Consider the following 20,904-nt stretch of genomic DNA (forward strand, 5'->3'; position numbering starts at 1 on the left):
CAAACTCCAAGCATTGTTGGAGTCTGTTTTACACACGAAAAACTATATTTTTAAGTATTTTACTACTTCTTTATGAACTTATTATTTTTAGAAATATTTTCATCTTCTATTGTAATAACATAAGCACCTTTTATTAAAGAACTCACATTAACCTGTTTGTTATTAATATTTCCGCTTTGTACAAGCTGACCAGCAGCACTGTAAATTTTGAAAGTAGCTTTATCTGAAACATTAGTAATATTTAAAATATCACTTACAGGGTTAGGGTAAATCTGAATGTCATCTTTAGTATTAGCAACATCGTTTGTAGATAACACATCTGTTACCACTACATTATAATCCTCAAACTCTCCATAAGTATCATAAGTACCACAAGGATTTATAATAGCAGCACCAGTTTGGTCCGAATATAGCATACCTACACGCATTCTAAGACCTAAGCCCGTAACAGCAGTTGAAGGAACAGTAAAGCTTGTAGTAACTGGAGTTGGAGACGCAGTAGCAACCGGTGACGTAAGGATTCTTTCAGCATCTTCAAATGTTCCGTTTCTATTAAAATCTATCCAGGCTGATATCGCTTCAGGGTAAGGTCCTGTTCCGCTTAGCCATCCTTTTGTAACAGTTAATGTGTAAGACGTTCCTTTAACCAAATTGATTTGTAATGCAGAGTTTGCAACATAACTGGTATAAGTGCTCGCAGATGATGAATTATTTATATTTGCTACCGTAACATTAGCGATATAATCATCAGTTGCATCACCAGAAGCAGCAGCACAATAAGTAAGTCCCAATGTCGTAAAGTTGGTTGAAGCCGAATAAGTTCCAGGAGTTCCTGAGCAAACCGCTGCTACCTGTACTTCGTAAGCTGTTCCATCAGTTAAACCTGATAATGTTACAGAAGGTGATGCAGATGTTGTTTGCTGCCAAGCTGTGTCTGTTATTTTTTTATAACGAATAATGTAAGTAGCTCCAGAAATCGGTGCCCAATTTACAGTTGCCCCATTCTGAGTAATACCACTCACAGCTACTCCAGTTGGAGCAGTACCATCACAAGCTGCAAAAGTAGTTACGCTGATAGATTTTACAGCGTAGAATATGTTTCCTATCGCGGAAATTCTTAATTTAATAGTCTGGCCATTTAATGACGAAGGAAATGTAAAGTTTTCCGTTCCGTCATTTGCTGTTGAAGCAGCAAGAACAGTCCAAGTTGTTCCGTTATCTGTTGTATAGTCAATTTTTACATTGGGAACATTGTATGGAGCAGTATTTGTTCCTGCAATATCCCAATCAATTGGAGTAGATACCGTATGAGCAGCATACTGTGTATTAATTTTAAACGGACCTTCATTCCCTACAACAATAGTTTGTTCAGCAGATTGAGTTTGTTGTTGATTAGCAGCTGGATTATTATCTCTTACTGTAACTGCAAACTTAGTTGTTCTCGGAACCATTGAAACAGACTCCCAGCCATTATTTGAATTATTTAAAACTCCAGCCATTACTGAAGAAAACTTAGGGAAATATCTTGTAGGACTAGTTGTTGGAGTAAAAGATCTGAATGAAGCTCCACTAGCGGTTGTTCCTAAGTTGTTTGCATTTGTAGTTACACTTGCATTATCCGCTTCTTCCCAAGTATATGTCATCGGATCATTTTCAGCATCAGTTGCTGAAGCCGTTAAAACAAATGCTGTTCCTTTCGGAATATTGTAAGTAGGTAAAGCGGCAATTACAGGAGGGTTGTTTGTGGTTACAGTTTCTACATCACAAGTTGTACTAATTAAATTCGTTTGAATCTGCTTGATGCTTGCAATATGAAAATATGCATCAGAATGAGGCTGAACATTCGATGCGGCAGCTCCGTTATTAGCAACCCCCGCATATCCCATAATTGTTGAACCCGAAGCAGGTTCTTGGTTTACGTTATAAGGTTCCAGAGCGTGAGAAAATGTATGATTACCTCCTAATTGATGTCCCATTTCGTGAGCTACAAAATCGATATCAAAATTATCACCTTGTGGAATCGCATCAACTGGCGAAGTAAACCCTGAACCTTTACCTTCTGGTTCAGCTGTTGATGGGTCTGTACACACACAACCGATACAACCTGCATTACCTCCTCCTCCTGAAGCTCCGAATAAGTGACCGATATCATAATTAGCATTTCCGACATTGGCAGTTAATGTTTGCTGTAATTCTAAATTCCACGCACCACCTGCTCCTGTAGCAGCTGCAGAATATGGATCAGTACCAGCGTTAGTATAAATTACATTTGGAAAGTTCTGCACATTTAAATGCAGTGCAAGATCTTTTTCGTAAACACCATTTACTCTGGTCATTGTTGCATTAATTCCAGTAAGTGCTCCCGCAACTGTTCCTCCGAAAAACTGAGTATATTCACCCGTTACAGACATTGCCAGTCTCATGGTTCTGTATTTTTTATCAGAATTCTTAGAGAAGTCAGTCGGTTGATTAGTAAATGTTTTTCCTGCGGCAAACATTTTATTCATTTTATCAATAGCTTTTGGTCCCTCATTTGTGCTACAGACAAAGCTTTTCCCTCCTGTAGGATTGGTTTTTGGATGTACTCCATAGACTGTTTTATTAGCATCCTGAGGTTCTATGAACTCATAATTTCCATCTTTAATAATCATTGATTGGAAATCATTAGGTGCAACAGAGAATCTTAAGTACTTTGAAGGATCATCTATCCCTACTCCTACATACGATCCCAATTGGTATTGATCTGCTAACTCTTTAACAATTACAGGAAAACTATATACAGCAAATTTTTCAATTTTTCCTCCTAAAGTTGGTAACGAAATTTCTACAGGCTTTGCATTTCTACCCGTTTTCTGGGCATCTTTAAGCTGTGTTCTAATTTTATTAAGATCTAGCTTGTAATAATTTTTAATAACAGAAAATTTTTCCGTTGATTTTCTCTCAAATGTAGTTGGAGTCCATTGTGCTAAAGCAGAACCTCCTATTAAACTACACAATAAGGCAGCAATAATTCTTTTTCTCATAAAAAAACATTTATGTTTATAATGGTAATAAATTTAAACATTTTTTCAAACAATTTAGATTTAAGTATATTTTGCTGAACTATTAAATATTTAATTATCAAAACATTAACTATTAACAAATATCATTTACAAATTAAATTATCTTAACTTATTTAAAGTATAATTTTAATAAAGAAAAGACAAAAACGAATAATTAAAATCAACTTTATCTATTTATTTATAATTTTTAACATTTACTCTGATAAAAATTATAAAAACAAAAAAAATACATAAACTAATATGTATTTTTTTCACAGTAAAGAGATTAAATAAAAAGATTTATTTTACTTAAATACTCAACTCTCCTATATTTTTAAAATTTATATGCAATATTCCAGGCAAATCCCATTGCAAATTTAGATGAGCTTTTTCCAAAACCGGGAACGATCATTGGCTGAATTTCGTCCTGTTTTGTTGTAAATATCATATATTTTGGCTGAAGATTTACGTCTATATAAAAATTAGATTCAAATAACTGAACTCTTCCACCAATCATGCCCTCAAGCCAATAAGAAGATTGTGTAGAAGATGGGAAAGCAACAGAAGATGTGCTCCCTCCAAATCCGCGGACAGGAATTGCCATATATTCTTGGGTATAAAATGATCCGGCAGCTTTACCACCTACATAAAACCCATTAAACTCGTTTTCTGCATCTTTAGCCAACATGTAGAAAACCCCAAGCTTCACAAACGGACCGTTTGCTTTTACATCATAGCCATTTTTCTGATAGATATTAGAATCAAAGCCGGCATCAATAACTGCATGCAGGTCATTTTTAATTTTAGATGATATAAATCCCTGATACATTTTTCTATCTGAAAAGAAAGAACTTCCTGCATTTAGAAGATCAAAACCAACCATAAAATTGGGTTTATACGTCCATTTTTCTTTTTTTACCTCTTTATTTTCCTGAGCAAGGCTCAACAAACTTAGTATACTAAAAAAGAAGGAAAATATTAGTTTTGTCTTCATTCTCTATTTGATTTAAGTCTACTTCTACTTTCTTTACAACTGTAGGAGTAATTAATTCTGTCGTTAAATTTTCGTACGTTTTTTTAATACCACAACCTGGAGAAACATATGTAGCTTTCGTTGTATAGTTTATCCTAATCTTAGATTCGGTACCGTTTAGCCTTGTTTTGACATAAATATCTGTGTAAGGAGCATCATCAACACGCAGAGGTATCAATCTAGATGCTACAGCTGCAGTTTTTCCCAATTCAACCTTAGTACCAGAGCCATAATCTACTGCTACATATAGTGTATCTATACTTCCGGGCTTACCGGTTTCAAAACTTTTAAAACCAATTTTCATTCTTGGAGTACCTTCTCCACTCTCGCAGATATCGTCATCGCCTCCACACGAGAAAAGCATGCCTAAAAAACAGGTCAGTATGAGTAATTTAAAATACTTCATATTAATATTTTGATCTTCAAATGTAAATAAATTATTTTTTAATCAGCAATGCAATATTCTCCACATGGTGTGTTTGTGGGAACATATCTACCGGTAAAATTTTAACCAAAGTATAATGATCTTTCATTAAAGCTAAATCTCTTGCCTGAGTTGCAGAGTTACAGCTTACATAAACTATTTTCTCCGGAGCCAATTTCAAGATCTGCTCAACCACTTTTTGGTGCATTCCGTCTCTTGGTGGATCTGTAATTAGTACGTCTGCTTTTGGATGATTTTCCAAGAATTCATCGTTGAAGACATTTTTCATATCTCCACAATAGAATGTAGTGTTTGTAAGACCATTTAATTCAGCGTGTTCGATTGCTGCATCAATTGCTTCCTGAACAGATTCAATTCCGATCACATGTTTTGCATTTCTGGCAACATATTGAGCGATTGTTCCTGTTCCTGTATATAAATCGTAAACAACTTCATCACCTTTTAAATCAGCAAATTCTAATGTTTTTCTGTAAAGTTCTAAAGCTTGTTTGTAGTTTGTTTGAAAGAATGATTTTGGGCCAATTTTGAACTTCAATCCATCCATTTCCTCCATTAAAAATCCTTCTCCGAAATAAACATTTACATTTAAATCATAAATAGAATCGTTTTGTTTTGGATTAATAGCATAAACCAACGTCTTTATCTGCGGGAATTTTTCTAATAAATATTGGAAAAGTGCCTCTCTGTTCGCTTTCTCTTCTCTATAAAGCTGGAATAAAACCATCCATTCGCCTTTAGAGTTTTGTCTCATCATTAACGTTCTTAAAAAACCTTCCTGATTTCTAACATCAAAGAAATCTAACCCATTTTCAACACTGAAATTTTTCACTGCCAAACGAATAGCATTTGAAGGATCTTCCTGAAGGAAACATTCTTTAAGATCTAAAATCTTGCTCCACATTCCCGGAATATGGAAACCTAGAGCATCTCTGTTGCCGAAATTTTCTTCAGAACTTATCTCATATTGAGTAAGCCATTTCGCATTAGAGAAAGAAAACTCCATTTTATTTCTGTAGAAATATTGTTCTTCAGCACCTAAAATTGGAACGGTTTCAAAATCATCAATTCCGCCAATTCTTTTTATATTATTGTATACTTCTTCCTGTTTAAAATCAAGCTGTTTTTCATAGCTCATATTCTGCCATTTGCAGCCTCCACAAGTTCCGAAATGAATACATTTTGGTTCTACTCTAAACGGAGATTTTGCTATTACCTGAACAGTTTCAGCCTCAAAATATTTTGATTTTGATTTCTTAACTCTTGCATTAACAGTATCTCCCGGAACACCTCCAGAAACCAATACTGTTTTTCCTTCTTCTGTTTTTCCGATTGCGATACCTTTGGCTCCTGCGCCAAACAATTTAATATTTTCAAGAATAACGTCTTTCTTCTTTCTCATTCCCTATTTTCTATTTTTTCTAATATAATGAAATGAAACCTTGCGATTTCAATTTGCAAAAATACAATAAAAAAAACCTTATCCGAAGGACAAGGTTTTTATCTATGTTAAAGTTTTATTATTTTGTAGGAACCGGCTGCGAATTTGCTGGTTGTGGAGCCTGCTGTTGAGCAGAAGGATCTACACCCATACCTTGTTGCAACTGTATGTTTGGATCTACTTTTGGAGCTGAAAGCCCTGTTTGCTTATCTAAAACTGTTACCAATTCCGGATCTCCAAGGTTGAAGAATGGTTTGCTAGCAATTTTTCCGTCTTTATCAATGATGATGAAGCAAGGTAATTTGAATCCGTAAACTCCGTATTTTTTAGCGATATCAGAATTTAATCCTCCGTCAGCATAAACATTTACTCCTGTAATTCCTTTCAATAAAGAATTGCTTGTTTTTACAAACTGATCTTTAGTATCATCTACATTCACGAATACGAAATTCATTTTAGATTTGTAGAAGTTAGCAACCTCTTTCAATACAGGAACAGTAGCTTCTCCGATGTAAGGATTCCAAGAAGCATAGAATGCTAACATGTATGGTTTTCCTTTGTTTTCAGAAAGTTTGTAAGCTTTACCGTCTTGTTTTGCCAATGCACCTTCCGGAGCAACATCACCAATTTTAAATCCGTTGATTGCAAACTGAATTTTCTTTAAATCTGCTTTGATTGTAGCATCTTTAATATCTTCGTCGATGATTTTTTTGATTTTTTCAGATGTTTTCTCAGGAGTATTCGGGTGAATATCAGACTGAGCCATTACAAATGCCAAAAGATAATCTTTAGTAATTTGTGAAACATCTTTTTTATCTTTCAAGAATTGGTTGAATAATTCTGAAGTTGTAACATCAGTTTTTCCTTTGCTTTTTGCTTCAGCATATTTCTGGAAATCAGGACTCATTTTAGATAAAAGGTAGCTTCTGTAAGCAGGATTGTCTTTTACCATTTCATCCTTATTAGCCTGAAGCTTATTTTCATAATCCGTGAAAGCTTTAGATACTTTAAAAGAAGGATTACCCATTTGCTTATGGCTTAGGTCATACTGAGACATAATCGAAAGCAAAGTACTTGCGATATCGTTCTTCTTCCAGTTCACAACTTCATTATCCGGATTGAATTTTTTAACGTTTTCGTCGATATTTTTGTTAATATCTGCTTCAACTTTTTGAATTCCTTTGATGAAAGTTGGCTCATCTTTAGTCATTAGCTCATTCATATTAACATTCTGAGCATAATTCGTAAGATATTTTTGAGCTGCAGTAAAGAAATCATTGTTCTTTTTAGCATCACCAGTGATCACATATTCTGACGGGAAAGTTTGTCCGTTTCCAGAAATATTAAGAGCCTGACCAGCTTTTAGGTAAACCAAGTTTTGCTTACCTCCATAAGAAATCACATACATTCCGCTTTTAGGAGCTTCAAAATTCCCTTCGAAAGTACCATCATTCTTCACTCCGATGTTTGCCAACGGTAATGTTGCAACACCAGAAGCTTCGATAAATTCTATTCTTTCTAATGGAGATCCTCCAGTGATTTTCCCTTTTACTTCAACTTTTTTAGAGCAAGACATCACAAACACTGCGATGATAAACAATAAAAGATATTTTTTCATTTTGAATTTTATAATTTAACAAAAATAAGTTTTTCAATATACTTAATACAATTTTAAAGCATTTTTTATGAAAGATTTAACTAAAAAGATCGTCTACCACTAAGGAGACGATCTTTTTTATGTATTTAAATCAATTCTATCCTTGGTCTACTAGAGCAGCCATGTATTCTCTGTTCATTCTAGCTATGTTTTCAAGAGAAATTCCTTTAGGACACTCTACTTCACACGCTCCGGTGTTTGAACAGTTACCGAATCCTTCTTCATCCATTGCCTGAACCATGTTAAGAACTCTACGTTTAGCCTCTACTCTACCTTGAGGTAGTAAAGCAAACTGAGAAACTTTAGCTCCGACAAATAACATTGCAGATCCGTTTTTACAAGTAGCCACACAAGCTCCACATCCGATACAAGCCGCAGCATCCATTGCTTTGTCTGCATCTTCTTTAGGAACCGGAATAGCATTAGCATCTAATGTATTTCCTGAGGTATTCACAGAAATGAAACCACCCGCAGCCATTACTCTGTCGAATGCACTTCTGTCTACCATTAAGTCTTTAATAACCGGGAAAGCAGCACTTCTCCAAGGTTCGATAACGATAGTTTCACCGTCTTTGAACATTCTCATGTGCAACTGACAAGTTGTGATACCCGTATCCGGACCGTGAGCTCTACCATTGATGTAAAGAGAACACATACCACAAATTCCTTCACGACAGTCGTGATCGAAAGCGATAGGTTCTTTTCCCTCGTTAATAATATTTTCATTAAGGATGTCTAACATTTCTAAGAATGAAGAATCTGTAGAAACATCCGATATTTTATAGGTCTCAAACTGACCTTTAGTTTTACTATTTTTTTGTCTCCAAATTTTCAGCGTAAGATGAAGGCCTTTTTTTGCACTCATAATTTTATATTTATAGGTTGGAGATTATTTGTAACTTCTCGCTTTAACTTCAATATTGTCATAGATAAGATCTTCTTTGTGCAGAACTTCCTGCTTGATATCATCACCCTGATATTCCCAAGCTCCTACATATTTGAAGTTGACGTCATCTCTTTCTGCTTCCCCTTCCGGAGTCGCATGATCTTCTCTGAAATGTCCACCACAAGATTCGTTTCTGTGTAATGCATCAATAGCCATTAATTGTCCAAGCTCAATAAAGTCTGCTACTCTGAACGCTTTTTCAAGCTCAGTGTTCATACCTTCAACGTCTCCCGGAACTTTTACGTTTTTCCAGAAATCGTTTTTCACTTCTTCAATTTCTCTGATCGCTTCTCTTAATCCTTCAGGAGTTCTTCCCATTCCTACTTTATTCCACATAATGTTTCCTAATTGCTTATGGAAGTGGTCTACAGAATGAGTTCCTTTATTATTTAAGAAGAAATCTATTTTATCTTTAATTCCTTTTTCAGCTTCAACAAAATCAGCTGAATCTGTAGGAATAGTTCCTGTTCTAATATCTGCAGAAAGATAATCTGCAATTGTATAAGGAAGTACGAAATATCCGTCCGCCAAACCTTGCATTAATGCAGAAGCCCCAAGTCTGTTTGCTCCGTGGTCTGAGAAGTTAGCTTCACCAATTACGAAACATCCAGGGATTGTAGACTGAAGGTTATAATCAACCCAAACACCACCCATTGTGTAGTGAACGGCAGGATAAATCTTCATCGGAGTTTTGTAAGGATCATCAGCAGTAATCTTTTCGTACATTACGAATAAGTTACCGTATTTTTCTTCAATCCAAGCTTTTCCAAGGTCGTAAATCTGCTGATCACTAGGGTTATGAATATGCTTTTCAATAGCGGCTTCTTTACCTTTTTTGATAATTTCTGTAGAGAAATCTAAGTAAACACCTTCTTTTGTATCATTATTTTCGATTCCGTAACCGGCATCACATCTTTCTTTACCCGCTCTAGACGCAACGTCACGAGGAACTAAGTTTCCGAATGCAGGATATCTTCTTTCTAAATAATAATCTCTATCTTCTTCTTTAATATTTTCAGGTCTTAACTTCCCTTCTCTGATCGCTACTGAATCTTCAATCTTTTTAGGAACCCAGATTCTTCCTGAGTTTCTTAATGATTCAGACATCAACGTCAGTTTAGACTGCTGTGTTCCATGAACCGGAATACAAGTCGGGTGAATCTGTACATAACAAGGGTTTGCAAAATATGCTCCTTTCTTGTGAATCTTCCAAGCTGCAGAAACGTTTGAACCCATTGCATTTGTAGAAAGGAAATATACGTTTCCGTATCCTCCAGAAGCAATAACTACAGCGTGAGCAGAATGTCTTTCAACTTCACCAGTTACAAGGTTTCTTGCGATAATCCCTCTTGCTTTTCCGTCTACAATTACTAAATCCAGCATTTCGTGACGGTTATACATTTTTACTCTACCCTTACCGATTTGACGGCTTAAAGAAGAATAAGCACCTAATAATAACTGCTGACCTGTTTGTCCTTTTGCGTAGAAAGTTCTTTTAACCTGAACTCCACCAAATGAACGGTTATCAAGTTGTCCTCCGTAATCTCTTCCAAAAGGAACCCCTTGGGAAACACATTGGTCAATAATATTAGCCGAAACTTCAGCTAATCTGTATACGTTTGCTTCTCTTGCTCTATAGTCACCTCCTTTGATTGTATCGTAGAATAGTCTATAAGTAGAGTCACCATCACCTTGATAATTTTTAGCAGCGTTGATCCCCCCTTGAGCCGCAATAGAGTGCGCTCTTCTTGGAGAATCCTGATAACAGAATGCTTTTACATTATATCCCTGCTCTGCCAAAGTAGCAGCTGCAGAACCTCCTGCCAAACCTGTACCTACAACAATAATATCAATCTTATCTCTGTTGTTTGGTGCAACAAGGTTCATATGGTCTTTATGATTTTTCCATTTATCCTTTAGAGGACCAGCTGGAATTCTTGAATCTAATTTACTCATATTAGTATATTGATATTATTGAGTTATAAAATGAAAAATCGCAATAAAAATAAATCCTGCAGGAATAAGGATTGAATACCATTTCCCTAAAGCTTTAATTACCGGAGTGTATTTCGGATGTCTTGCACCAATTGATTGGAATGAAGACTGAAAACCGTGAGCCAAGTGTAATCCCAATAAAACAAAAGCAATTACATAGATTGCCACTCTCCATAAATCAGCAAACTTTTCATGCAATTCCGGCCAAAAACGTTCTGCATCAGGAGCTAATCCTTCTACATACTTGTAATTAATTTCATGTAACCAGAAATCATAGAAGTGCAATCCTAAAAATGCCAAAACAACAGCCCCAGAAATAATCATATTTCTAGACATCCATGAAGAATTCACAGAAGCATTGTTTGCAGCGTATTTTACAGGACGCGCTTTGTTATTCTTAACCTCTAATACAAATCCCAGAATAAAATGGAAAAGAACTGCAAAACCCAGAACAGGTTGCATGAGGAACTGAACAAAAGGATTATACCCCATAAAATCTGATGCCGTATTGAAAGCATCGCGATTGATAACGGATAATAAGTTTGTCGTTAAATGCAGTATAAGAAAAATCAGCAAAAACATAGCTGATAATGCCATAGCATATTTTCTACCTATTGTAGAACTCGTTAAACCTGCCATATAAGTTTAAATTTGAATTTCTACAAAATTAAGAAATGTTAACTATACTCAAAAGTGAGAAATCTCACTATTAGTCAGTTTGTAATCTTTCTAAATAAGCCCATAAAGCATTATAAATAAAGGAAAAACGAAAAAAGGCAACAATTAATTTATATTGTAAACTTTACCCTTGTACACCACCTTTTGTGTTAAAGTTGGGAAAAATTTCACTTCAATAGCGCCTAATCTCCTTGAAGATTTGTATGGATTGATGATATATTTAGTAATCTTGTCAACATTTGAATTATTTTCAACCCAAAAACAAACTCTGTTTCCCTTTTTCACAGAAAACACTTTATGTTTATAAAAATCATGAAGCAAAATTTCTTCCTTTTGATATTCGATTGCATTGCAGCTTATTCGTAATATTAAAAATACAAAAACCGCCATTATCAATCTTCCTGAATTTTTATAATTAAATTTTAAAATGGCAAACCTCAGCAGATAAACGATTACAAAAAGTGAAAGAACTTCAACCAAATTCATTGGAATATTTTCAAAAAATAATGAATCAAAATCAGCGAACCAATGAATACTTTTCAACAAAATTTTAATGGTAAAATCATATACAATATTGATCAAACCAAAATCAATTTTAAAAGCAATTAAGGCTGTCATTAAAAAAGAAAAGACAATAATAACCTCAGAAAAAGGAACAATAATAAAGTTCGCTAGAATTGAAATAAACGAAAATTGATGAAAATAATACAGCACCAAAGGAAGCGTTGCCAATTGCGCCGAAACAGAAATTGAGATCGTGTTAAATAGTATTTTTTTCAAGTAATTATCCTGTTTTGGGAAATATTTTAAAATAGACTGATTCAACCAGAAAATTCCAAGAACAGCTATGAAACTTAACTGAAAGCCGACATCAAATATTTGTTGAGTATCTAAAATCAAAATAATGAAAGCCGACAATGCCAATGAATGCAATAAATCTGGTTTTCTTTGAAGTAAAACATAGATAAAATACACCGTCAACATAATACAAGAGCGTAAAACGGAATTCCCAAATCCGATAAAAGCGGCAAATAACCAGATAAATATTAAACTTGAAATTATTACATATTTCCTCGATTTTAAAGGAAGAAAATACATACATAAAAAGTAGAATAATCCGAAAATTACGACAATATGAGTTCCTGAAATCGCCAGAAAATGTACTAATCCCGACTTATTAAAATCTTGAGCGGTTGCAGAATCAATTTCAGTTCGGTCTGCCAAAATAATTCCTTTTAAAAACTCCCGGCATTGCGGTGACATTTTAGATTGATCGATATTTTGGAGAACTTCAAGTCTTTTTTGAAGAATCTTTTCATTCCAACTTAAATCATTTCTTACAGAAGAAGAAAATTCATCAGATAAATAACATTGGCGATCAATATTTTTTCGCTGTAAATATTTTGAGTAATCAAACTGAAAATTATATTGAGGAGATTTCGTTTGAGTTACATATACCTTCGCCTTGTAATAATGCTTAAAATCAAGTTCTTGATTAATTTTTGGAATAAATAAAATTGAATTAAAATACTCTTTTCCAGATTGAGCAACAACTTCATATTTTTTATATTTTTCAGTAGAATTTAGTTTTTTAGAAATTTTAAAAACGATGGTTTCATTTTGAGAATCAATGATTTTCTTAGAAGAAAATCCGTTGAAAAAATGAAGAGAAATTCCAACTCCAAAAAACATCAGACCTAATGCATAAGGCTTTAGCTTAAATAAAAAATAAGATTTAAAAAAGGTAGAAATTAAAATAAGTAAACAAATACCTATCGTTAAAAAAACGGAGGTTTCATCCAAGAGAAGTCGATCTTGGAGAAAAATTCCAAAAACGAAACAGATGACCAGAATCAAAAGAGGCTGTTTATTCAATCAAAAAATTTGTGTTGCTCAAAAATATTTATTCGAAAGAAAAATAACACGCCAATATTTGAGAATTTGCAAAACGAGCCAATATTCGTTTTATAAAAGATAAATCGTAGAAAAAATTTCTACGATTTATATGGATAATTCAATATTTTAAACTTTTAAAATCACATCTGCTGCGTGATCACTTGCTCCGCTTCCGCCAAGCTTTTCTCTTAATAATTCGTAATCTTTTAAAAGTTGGGTTCTTTTCTCGCCTTCCAAAACTTTGTTTAATTCATCGACAAGACTTTTTGTGTTCAGATCGTTTTGAATTAACTCTTTTACAACCTCACGGTCCATAATCAGATTAACCAAAGAAATAAACTTGATATTTTTAACTAATCTTTTGGCAATAGCGTAAGAAATTTTACTTCCACGGTAGCAAACTACTTCAGGAACATTCAGCAAAGCGGTTTCTAAAGTTGCTGTCCCAGACGTTACCAAAGCTGCTTTTGAGCATCTTAATAAATCGTAAGTTTTATTGGAAACAAAATGAACATTGTCATCAACATATTTTTGATAAAATTCTTTCGGAAGACTCGGCGCACCGGCAATTACGAATTGAAAATCTTTAAAATGAGGTCGAACGGAAAGCATTATTTCAAGCATTTTCTCAACTTCCTGTTTTCGAGAACCAGGTAAAAGTGCGATGATTTCTTTTTCATTTAAGCCATGCTCTTTTTTGAAATCATCAATCCTAATTTCTTTCAAACTAGAAATAGCATCCAGCAACGGATGTCCCACAAAATGAGAATGAACTCCATGTTTTTTGTAAAAATCTTCCTCGAACGGAAGAATTACCATCATTTCATCAACATATTTTTTGATAATCTCTACTCTACCCTCTTTCCAAGCCCATAGTTGGGGCGAAATATAATAGATAACTTTGATTCCAAGTTCTTTTGCGAATTTTGCTATTCTTAAATTAAAACCAGGATAATCAACCAAAATTAAAACATCAGGGCGATTAGCTTTAATATCTTCTTTACAAATTTTAATATTATTCAGGATCGTTCTCAGATTCATTGCAACCTCCAAAAAGCCCATGAATGCAAGATCACGGTAATGTTTTAACAATGTTCCGCCTTGCTCTTTCATCAAATCACCGCCCCAGAAACGAAATTCTGCGTTGGGATCTTTCTTTTTTAAAGACTTCATTAAATTACTTCCGTGTAAATCTCCGGACGCCTCTCCTGCGATGATATAATATTTCATTTTTGCTGAAACCTTTTTATTTATTTTTTTTGCCATCAAGAACCTCCTTTTAATTGAATGATTTGTCATCATGGGAGGTTTCTATAATAAGGATAGAGAACAAATTAAAGCTTTGTACAATCTTAATTTGTAAATTTGTTTCAAAGATAATGATAAAAAATGTCAGAAGAATTTGAAATCAGAAATAAAGTTGCAGAGAGTGGTCTTATAAATTTTGATCTTGCTACCCTTGTTCCGAAAGGTGTAAGAAAAGGCATTGATCTTAAAGATTTTCTTTTTATGGAAATGATATTGAAAGAAAAAGATTTCCGTGAAAAAGTAGCATTAATCAATACAGAAGAATATGAAGACACTTATATTTACATTTATAATTCAGCTGATGCGATTGTTCCGCTTTGGGCGTATTTTGTATTAACGGCAAAACTTACAGGTGTTGCAAAAAAGATTGTTTTTGGAAATCGTGAGGATCTTGAAGTGATTTTAATGCACAACGCTGTTCAGACTTACGACTTTGAAGAAATGAGAGGAAAAAGAGTCTTGGTAAAAGGTTGTTCAGATAAAGAAATACCCGAAAATGCTTATATAGAACTGGTAGAACAATTACAGCCAATTGTAAAATCTTTGATGTTTGGAGAAGCATGTTCGAATGTTCCTATTTTAAAAAATTAAAAAGTTTTAAGCTAAATCATTGTAAATTTTTAACCTAAAAATCAACAACTTAAAGAAATTCATAAACTTTAACATTAATTTTAGATTAAAAAAAAATATTGAGGAATATTTTTTGATAACTTTGGTTTACAATAATAAAAACAAACACAAACATGAGTTTAATCGACCTACTTACAGGTAACACGGGCAACGAAGTTGCACAACAAGCTGAGAATAAATTTGGCATCAGCAAGAACCAAATTATTGCTTTATTGGCTGTAGCAGCACCGTTGGTTATTTCGTATCTTAGAAACAAATCTCAAGATGCTAAAGAAGCAGAGGCATTGAATAATGCTTTAGACAAAGATCACGACGGAAGTATTCTTAATGATTCTTCACAGCTCGAAGCAAGACAGGCAGAAGGCGGTTCAATTCTAAGTCATATTTTCGGAGGTGACAAGCAAAATGTAGAGAACCAATTATCGCAGAACACAGGAATTTCGATTGATAAAATCGGACCTATTCTAGCCATGTTAGCTCCTGTTATCATGGGTTACATCGGAAAAGAAAAACAACAGAGCAATGTTGGCGCAGGAGGTTTGGGAGATCTTTTGGGAGGTATTTTAGGAAATGCTTCTAATCAGGCTCAGGCTCAAGGTTCAAATCCATTGAATGATATTTTAGGAAGTGTTCTTGGTGGCGGACAATCTCAATCTTCAGGAAATCCTTTAAATGATATTTTAGGAAGCGTTCTTGGAGGTGGCGGAAACCAACAGAAACAACAAGGTGGCGGCGGATTAGGAGATATCCTTGGCGGCCTTTTCGGAAAATAAATAATTTAATTTGAATACAAAAAAAGACCGAAGAGAAATCTTTGGTCTTTTTTATTTTTAAGAAAAATTACTGTTATTTAGATTTTTCTTCTGAAGATGTAATCTGCTTTGAAGCCTTTCTCAGTCTTCTTTTACCATAACTTCCGTTATTGATTTTTCCTCTTCTTGATTTTTTGTCTCCTTTTCCCATAAGTAAATTGTTTTGTTGATTACTACTAATTTAGACAATCACAGTGAGACCTCAAAGTATTAGGCTGTTAAAGTTATTATAATTTTAAGCTAGAGGTTTGAAGTTATTATTGAAATACAATTTTCCCTTGGCTTAAAACTTCCAGCTTCCAACACCCAGCTTCCCTATACTTTCACTGTCTTCCATTTTCCTTTTTTAAACAAAATAAAAGCTACGATCGTTATTAGCGTTTCTGCTGTTGGAATAGAAATAAAAACTCCTTTCGGCCCCATTCCCAAATGTTCTGAAAGAAAATATGCCAACGGAATCTGGAACATCCAAAATCCAAAAAAATTAACCCAGGTCGGTGTCCACGTATCTCCCGCCCCATTAAAAGCATTGATCATCACCATCCCGATTCCGTAGAAAATAAACCCTACACTCATAATGTGTAAAGCGTTTGTTGCGTAATTTTTAATTTCTATTTCTTTCGTGAAAAATCCTACCAAAAAATCCCCTAACAAGAAGAAAAGCAAACTCACAATAACCATGAAAATAACATTGTATTTCACGGTTTTCATGACAGATTGTTCAGCTCTCAACATTTCATTGGCTCCCATATTTTGCCCCACCAAAGTTGATGCAGCATTGCTCAATCCCCAAGCAGGAAGCATGAAAAACATCATTAATCTAAGTGCCGTCTGATAACCTGCCGATGCATTTTCTTCTCCTGTCGTTGCCACTAGTTTTGCCAAAAAGATCCAACTGCAAGATGCAATGACGAACTGAAAAATTCCCGGAGTTGCAATTTTTACGGTTGATTTTATTAGTTTAAAATCCGGTTTAAAATAATTTAATTTTATCCGAATCTCCGTATCAGCTACCAAAAGGTGATATAATTGATAAATAACTCCAATACTTCTTCCAATCGTTGTTGCAAGAGCTGCCCCTGTTAAACCCATCGCCGGAATCGGGCCGAAACCTTTAATTAAAACCGGACAAAGAATAATATTAGCAATATTGGCGATCCAAAGACTTTTCATGGCAATAGCCGCATTTCCTGCACCTCGGAAAATTCCATTAATTAAAAACAAAAGCATGATGATTACACTGCTTCCCATCATAATTCTTGTAAAATCTTTACCGTAAGCCGCTGCTTCAGGTTTTGATCCCATCAGAATTAAAATTTCTTCAGCATAAATAACTGCAATTAAACTTAAAATAAAAGTAATGACAAATGACACCAAAATCACCTGCGCAGCACTTTGAGAAGCTTTTTCAGGGTTTTTCTCACCAATTCTTCGGGCAACCAAAGCCGTTGCAGCCATACTCATCCCTATCGCTATAGAATACATGATTGAAAGTACAGATTCCGTAAGTCCAACCGTTTGTATTGCAAATCCACTTTCTTTAAGATGACCTACAAAATACAGATCCACCAAGGCAAAAACGGATTCCATTGCCATTTCCAGCATCATCGGAATCGCCAAAAGAAGAACCGCGCTTCTAATACTGATTTTGGTATAATCTACACTCTCGCTACTGAATGCTTTTTTGATGAAATCTATATATTTTGTCATAGCTGTAAAATCTACCTCAAAAGTATAGATTCAGAAATGATAAATAATTAGCATATGGAAAGTTTTTCGAAAACTTAAATCGAAAACGGATTATATTCTTTGAAAAGGCTCCAACATTCTTCTCTATCTGTAAAACGATGTCCTTTTTCTTTATTCATCTTCGCAATTTGATACATATAATCCCAATGTCTCATAATTTCTGTGATCGCAAAAAGATAAAAATTTTCGGGATCGTATATAAAAGTAGGCTCTGAAGCAGCGCCATTTAATTCAATTATTTTAAAATTTTCGCCGTTTTCAAGGTCTCTCCAGGAATTGAACTTAACATCAAATCGTCCGTAATAAAATCCGTCCATGGTTGAGCATATTTCATTAAACAAATCCTCCAACTTAGCTGAAATTTTATATGAACTATCATAAAAAGTTGCTCCTCTTGCATGATTTCCGATACTGCTGAGAAGTACTCTTTCATCTTTCTCCGGAATATAATTTTCATTAAAAGTTGTGTTCTGAAAAACCTGTGGATAAAATTTATGGTATCTGAAATTATATTTGATCAACTCAGCTAAAGTCTGTTTGCCATCGCCTACCACTTCTATTCCTTTTTTCTCAACAACTCCACTGATGAAGCCTTTTTCAGAATTTGGAAATCTAATATAGAACACTCCTATTTCCTTTCGTAAATCGACATATTCTTCCAGTAAAAGATCTTCATTCCCAAAATTTTTCAAATAACTTTCAAGATGTGTTTCACTTCTAATTACCTCAACATTTCGACCTCTACAGCCATTATTTGGTTTTAAAACAACCGGATAACTCAAATGATTTTGTTTAATAATATCTAAAACGTTTTCCGCTTCAATATTTTCTTTAACGAAAAAAGATTTCGCTCTAAACTTTTGAGGAATAAGTTTATTCACATAATTTTTATCTTCCAACGTTATCCCACCATGTATCATTGATGGATTTACAGCTTTGAAAAAGCCAACCGACCTGCATTTAATACTAATCCAGATATAATAAAAAATGCAAGGCAGATATACCGTCCACATCGGCCAAAATTCCCAATGCGTTACTCTGTACCATCTGTACCGAAATTTAAATAAAACTTCATTTTCCAATCTTCTTATTTTTGAACTGTATTTTGCCAGTTTTTATCCGCTTTCTTATTAAGAATCTCTTCGTCTTTATTCCAATTGGTTAGTGTATTTTTAAAAAAATTATTATAGAAGAGGTATAGTTTTCCGTTGACGATTTTAAATGTTTCGGGATCTACATTTACTTTTTCACCATCATTACCCATTGCATAAGCACAATAGCCACCATACTGAGGAAAATATTTGTTCGGATTTTGCTGAAATACAGTTTTGTTTGTTTTGTTTATAAAATGATAGCTTACGCCTTGATATTGTACAGAAAAATCTACAGATCCTTTTTGAGGTTTTCCTGTAAAATAACTCACCACATCATATCCCGAATTGGCTATATTCTTTTTGTGGTTAATATTTTTCCCGGTTTGAGCAAACGTCAAACTTCCTAAAAAGAAAAAAATGAGCATTAAAAATTTCATCTTTATAACTTTTAAAATTTTAGACGTAAAAAAATACTGTTCCTTACAAAAAACTTATTCTTTTTTGAAACTTTCTTTTATTTTATCTTTTAATTCCTGAGATACATGTTCTTCATTCTCATTCATTTCCGAATCAAAATGTTTATAAAGAGCTTCATCTATAACTTTTGTCTGTTTTTTAAAATTTTGACAACATTTACAAAACAAAATATGAAATTTCATTTTCAGCCAGGCAGAAAAAGACAAAGATGTTTCTTCAGATTTAATAATATTGAGGGACGTTTCTTCACAATTATTGAGAAGTCGATTAAAAAATTTCATACATAAGGTTTTATTTCTTTTTTTTCAAGGCAGCTTCTTAAAAGAGTTTTAGACCTAAAAAGAAGAACCCAGTAATTTGACGATGTAATATTCAATTCCTTACAAATTTTTTTAGCATCATCATCCATCATATATTTTGCAATAAAAACGGGCTTTAATTTTGGAGGTAATTTTTGCAGGCAATATTCTAAAATCTCATGAAATTCTTTGCTTAAAATACGTTGGTCTGCATTTTCTGAAATGTAATTTTTATTGATTTTCGGTTTCCATCTTCCATAATTATTTTCATTGAAAAAAGCATTACCAAAAGACTCTTCTGTTTCTGAAAAATAATCATCATAGCCTTTAGAATTACTTTTTTGCCTGTAATAATCTATGATTTTATTTTTTAAAATACTTGTGAGCCAAGTTTTCACAGAAGCTTTACCTTCAAATTGTTTAAGACCTTTATATGCTGAAAGGAAAGTTTCCTGTATAATGTCTTCGGCATCTTCTCTAGAATTCACCCTTTTAACAGCAAAAGCAAACAAAAAATCTGAAAATTCATCTACCCATTGCTCTGGGTTTAGACAATCGTTCTTTTCCATCGTATTAATTTTATTTGTGTTATTTGGTTCTATAAATTTAATGAATATTGCCGTTGAAAACTCATTCTATCAGGGCTTTAATTAAAATTCGAAACATTTTAAACTTAATAAAATGGTATGTATTATTTTTTATGTTAATTATTCATTTTCATGTAAAACAATTCTAAGTAAAACATTACTCCCGATATCATTAAAAGAGATATTTTGAAAAAAACATACTTTTTTAGGCGTGATAATAAATATTTTTATCAAAAAATGAATTAGCTTTGTATATTCATAAAAAATAAAAGTTTCATGAAAAAAATAATCTCTACTTTATTAGTATTCGGAATCTCGATATTTGCCAACCTATTATTTGCACAACAGATTTCAAGGGAACAAAAGGTTGCTTTTCAGACTGACAATATAGAAACACTGAAAAAGAGCTTCGCCAAAGAAGATTACAACAAGTGTTTCGGAGCTAAAGAAACATCATATAATCTGCTTTCTTTTAGCGTAAAACATGATAAGAAAAATGTTTTTAATTATTTACTTTCCAACAATGTAGACGTTAATAAAGCGTGTGATAATCAAACACCATTGATGATCGCTGCAAAATACGGAAGAGCAGATCTTGCAAAAGCATTGCTGAAAAAAGGAGCAACAAAAACTTTAAAAAACGACAAAGGACAAACGGCTAAAGATTATTCAGTAGAATACAAACAGCCTGCTCTTACAGAAATTTTAAAATAGAAATATTCAAAATACAATGTAAAAACTTCCGAAAGGGAGTTTTTTTGTTTTTAAAACCCTCAAAAATCTTATCTTTGCAAACGAAAATTCAAGGCTCAAAACTTT

19 protein-coding genes are annotated in these 20,904 nt (G+C 33.6%); 3 read left to right on the top strand and 16 right to left on the bottom strand.

The features are described from left to right. Positions 1–62 precede the first annotated feature (62 nt). From SB689_RS18845 to lpxB, 10 genes are all read right to left on the bottom strand, one after another. Entirely contained in the window at positions 63–3,023 is a 2,961-nt protein-coding gene (locus SB689_RS18845) for a reprolysin-like metallopeptidase (RefSeq protein WP_410693637.1), read from the bottom strand. A gap of 352 nt (positions 3,024–3,375) precedes the next feature. After that, the gene (locus SB689_RS18850) at positions 3,376–4,035 is read right to left on the bottom strand and encodes a DUF6048 family protein (protein WP_410693638.1); all 660 of its coding nucleotides are present in this window, start codon (positions 4,033–4,035) and stop codon (positions 3,376–3,378) included. Next, the gene (locus SB689_RS18855; RefSeq protein WP_410693639.1) at positions 4,001–4,438 is read right to left on the bottom strand and encodes a DUF6452 family protein; all 438 of its coding nucleotides are present in this window, start codon (positions 4,436–4,438) and stop codon (positions 4,001–4,003) included. Before SB689_RS18855 ends, SB689_RS18850 begins: the two co-directional genes overlap by 35 nt. A 73-nt stretch (positions 4,439–4,511) precedes the next feature. Beyond that, positions 4,512–5,918: a 23S rRNA (uracil(1939)-C(5))-methyltransferase RlmD gene (gene rlmD, locus SB689_RS18860; RefSeq protein ID WP_410693640.1), complete on the bottom strand. Its 1,407-nt coding sequence runs from the start codon at positions 5,916–5,918 to the stop codon at positions 4,512–4,514. Between the two features lie 118 nt (positions 5,919–6,036). Beyond that, entirely contained in the window at positions 6,037–7,575 is a 1,539-nt protein-coding gene (locus SB689_RS18865) for a TlpA family protein disulfide reductase (protein ID WP_410693641.1), read from the bottom strand. Positions 7,576–7,711: 136 nt separating this feature from the next. Further along, positions 7,712–8,479 carry a succinate dehydrogenase/fumarate reductase iron-sulfur subunit gene (locus SB689_RS18870; RefSeq protein ID WP_066754845.1) on the bottom strand — a complete coding sequence of 256 codons (768 nt, stop codon included), beginning with the start codon at positions 8,477–8,479 and terminating at the stop codon, positions 7,712–7,714. Between the two features lie 24 nt (positions 8,480–8,503). Then, on the bottom strand, positions 8,504–10,516 hold the full coding sequence (locus SB689_RS18875; RefSeq protein ID WP_410693642.1) for a fumarate reductase/succinate dehydrogenase flavoprotein subunit: 2,013 nt from the start codon (positions 10,514–10,516) through the stop codon (positions 8,504–8,506). A 15-nt stretch (positions 10,517–10,531) separates the two neighbouring features. Further along, positions 10,532–11,194, bottom strand: a complete 663-nt coding sequence (locus SB689_RS18880; RefSeq protein WP_410693643.1) for a succinate dehydrogenase cytochrome b subunit — start codon at positions 11,192–11,194, stop codon at positions 10,532–10,534. 144 nt (positions 11,195–11,338) lie between these two features. After that, entirely contained in the window at positions 11,339–13,108 is a 1,770-nt protein-coding gene (locus SB689_RS18885) for a ComEC/Rec2 family competence protein (protein ID WP_410693644.1), read from the bottom strand. 147 nt (positions 13,109–13,255) lie between these two features. Next, positions 13,256–14,359, bottom strand: a complete 1,104-nt coding sequence (gene lpxB / locus SB689_RS18890; protein WP_410693759.1) for a lipid-A-disaccharide synthase — start codon at positions 14,357–14,359, stop codon at positions 13,256–13,258. A gap of 159 nt (positions 14,360–14,518) precedes the next feature. On the opposite strand from lpxB, the gene SB689_RS18895 reads away from it, so the two are divergent. Together SB689_RS18895 and SB689_RS18900 are read left to right on the top strand one after the other, a co-directional pair. Next, positions 14,519–15,028, top strand: coding sequence for a DUF2480 family protein (locus tag SB689_RS18895; RefSeq protein ID WP_410693645.1), 510 nt, complete (start codon positions 14,519–14,521; stop codon positions 15,026–15,028). Positions 15,029–15,180: 152 nt separating this feature from the next. Continuing rightward, positions 15,181–15,840 carry a DUF937 domain-containing protein gene (locus tag SB689_RS18900; protein WP_410693646.1) on the top strand — a complete coding sequence of 220 codons (660 nt, stop codon included), beginning with the start codon at positions 15,181–15,183 and terminating at the stop codon, positions 15,838–15,840. A gap of 73 nt (positions 15,841–15,913) precedes the next feature. Here SB689_RS18900 and SB689_RS18905 read toward each other — a convergent pair whose 3' ends face one another. The 6 genes from SB689_RS18905 to SB689_RS18930 form a co-directional block, all read right to left on the bottom strand. Next, the gene (locus tag SB689_RS18905; RefSeq protein ID WP_410693647.1) at positions 15,914–16,030 is read right to left on the bottom strand and encodes a 30S ribosomal protein THX; all 117 of its coding nucleotides are present in this window, start codon (positions 16,028–16,030) and stop codon (positions 15,914–15,916) included. Positions 16,031–16,194: 164 nt separating this feature from the next. Next, positions 16,195–17,589, bottom strand: a complete 1,395-nt coding sequence (locus tag SB689_RS18910; RefSeq protein ID WP_410693648.1) for an MATE family efflux transporter — start codon at positions 17,587–17,589, stop codon at positions 16,195–16,197. A 74-nt stretch (positions 17,590–17,663) separates the two neighbouring features. After that, positions 17,664–18,710, bottom strand: coding sequence for an ATP-grasp domain-containing protein (locus tag SB689_RS18915; RefSeq protein WP_410693649.1), 1,047 nt, complete (start codon positions 18,708–18,710; stop codon positions 17,664–17,666). A gap of 5 nt (positions 18,711–18,715) precedes the next feature. Then, entirely contained in the window at positions 18,716–19,159 is a 444-nt protein-coding gene (locus SB689_RS18920; RefSeq protein ID WP_410693650.1) for a YHS domain-containing (seleno)protein, read from the bottom strand. 54 nt (positions 19,160–19,213) lie between these two features. Next, a complete protein-coding gene (locus SB689_RS18925; protein ID WP_410693651.1) occupies positions 19,214–19,480 on the bottom strand; it encodes a hypothetical protein in 267 nt (88 codons plus the stop codon). Then, entirely contained in the window at positions 19,477–20,067 is a 591-nt protein-coding gene (locus SB689_RS18930) for a sigma-70 family RNA polymerase sigma factor (protein WP_410693652.1), read from the bottom strand. Before SB689_RS18930 ends, SB689_RS18925 begins: the two co-directional genes overlap by 4 nt. 294 nt (positions 20,068–20,361) lie before the next feature. On the opposite strand from SB689_RS18930, the gene SB689_RS18935 reads away from it, so the two are divergent. Beyond that, complete coding sequence (locus SB689_RS18935) at positions 20,362–20,799, top strand: ankyrin repeat domain-containing protein (protein WP_066754822.1); 438 nt, start codon at positions 20,362–20,364, stop codon at positions 20,797–20,799. Positions 20,800–20,904 lie beyond the last annotated feature (105 nt).

This window comes from Chryseobacterium sp. SIMBA_038 (genome assembly GCF_046535115.1).
Lineage (GTDB): Bacteria > Bacteroidota > Bacteroidia > Flavobacteriales > Weeksellaceae > Chryseobacterium.

What these genes read in the sequence shown, in the direction of transcription:
- SB689_RS18845 (WP_410693637.1), bottom strand. Translation starts at nt 3,023, where the DNA reads ATGAGAAAAAGAATTATTGCTGCCTTATTGTGTAGTTTAATAGGAGGT.
- SB689_RS18850 (WP_410693638.1), bottom strand. Translation starts at nt 4,035, where the DNA reads ATGAAGACAAAACTAATATTTTCCTTCTTTTTTAGTATACTAAGTTTG.
- SB689_RS18855 (WP_410693639.1), bottom strand. Translation starts at nt 4,438, where the DNA reads ATGCTTTTCTCGTGTGGAGGCGATGACGATATCTGCGAGAGTGGAGAA.
- rlmD (WP_410693640.1), bottom strand. Translation starts at nt 5,918, where the DNA reads ATGAGAAAGAAGAAAGACGTTATTCTTGAAAATATTAAATTGTTTGGC.
- SB689_RS18865 (WP_410693641.1), bottom strand. Translation starts at nt 7,575, where the DNA reads ATGAAAAAATATCTTTTATTGTTTATCATCGCAGTGTTTGTGATGTCT.
- SB689_RS18870 (WP_066754845.1), bottom strand. Translation starts at nt 8,479, where the DNA reads ATGAGTGCAAAAAAAGGCCTTCATCTTACGCTGAAAATTTGGAGACAA.
- SB689_RS18875 (WP_410693642.1), bottom strand. Translation starts at nt 10,516, where the DNA reads ATGAGTAAATTAGATTCAAGAATTCCAGCTGGTCCTCTAAAGGATAAA.
- SB689_RS18880 (WP_410693643.1), bottom strand. Translation starts at nt 11,194, where the DNA reads ATGGCAGGTTTAACGAGTTCTACAATAGGTAGAAAATATGCTATGGCA.
- lpxB (WP_410693759.1), bottom strand. Translation starts at nt 14,359, where the DNA reads ATGAAATATTATATCATCGCAGGAGAGGCGTCCGGAGATTTACACGGA.
- SB689_RS18895 (WP_410693645.1), top strand. Translation starts at nt 14,519, where the DNA reads ATGTCAGAAGAATTTGAAATCAGAAATAAAGTTGCAGAGAGTGGTCTT.
- SB689_RS18900 (WP_410693646.1), top strand. Translation starts at nt 15,181, where the DNA reads ATGAGTTTAATCGACCTACTTACAGGTAACACGGGCAACGAAGTTGCA.
- SB689_RS18905 (WP_410693647.1), bottom strand. Translation starts at nt 16,030, where the DNA reads ATGGGAAAAGGAGACAAAAAATCAAGAAGAGGAAAAATCAATAACGGA.
- SB689_RS18910 (WP_410693648.1), bottom strand. Translation starts at nt 17,589, where the DNA reads ATGACAAAATATATAGATTTCATCAAAAAAGCATTCAGTAGCGAGAGT.
- SB689_RS18920 (WP_410693650.1), bottom strand. Translation starts at nt 19,159, where the DNA reads ATGAAATTTTTAATGCTCATTTTTTTCTTTTTAGGAAGTTTGACGTTT.
- SB689_RS18925 (WP_410693651.1), bottom strand. Translation starts at nt 19,480, where the DNA reads ATGAAATTTTTTAATCGACTTCTCAATAATTGTGAAGAAACGTCCCTC.
- SB689_RS18930 (WP_410693652.1), bottom strand. Translation starts at nt 20,067, where the DNA reads ATGGAAAAGAACGATTGTCTAAACCCAGAGCAATGGGTAGATGAATTT.
- SB689_RS18935 (WP_066754822.1), top strand. Translation starts at nt 20,362, where the DNA reads ATGAAAAAAATAATCTCTACTTTATTAGTATTCGGAATCTCGATATTT.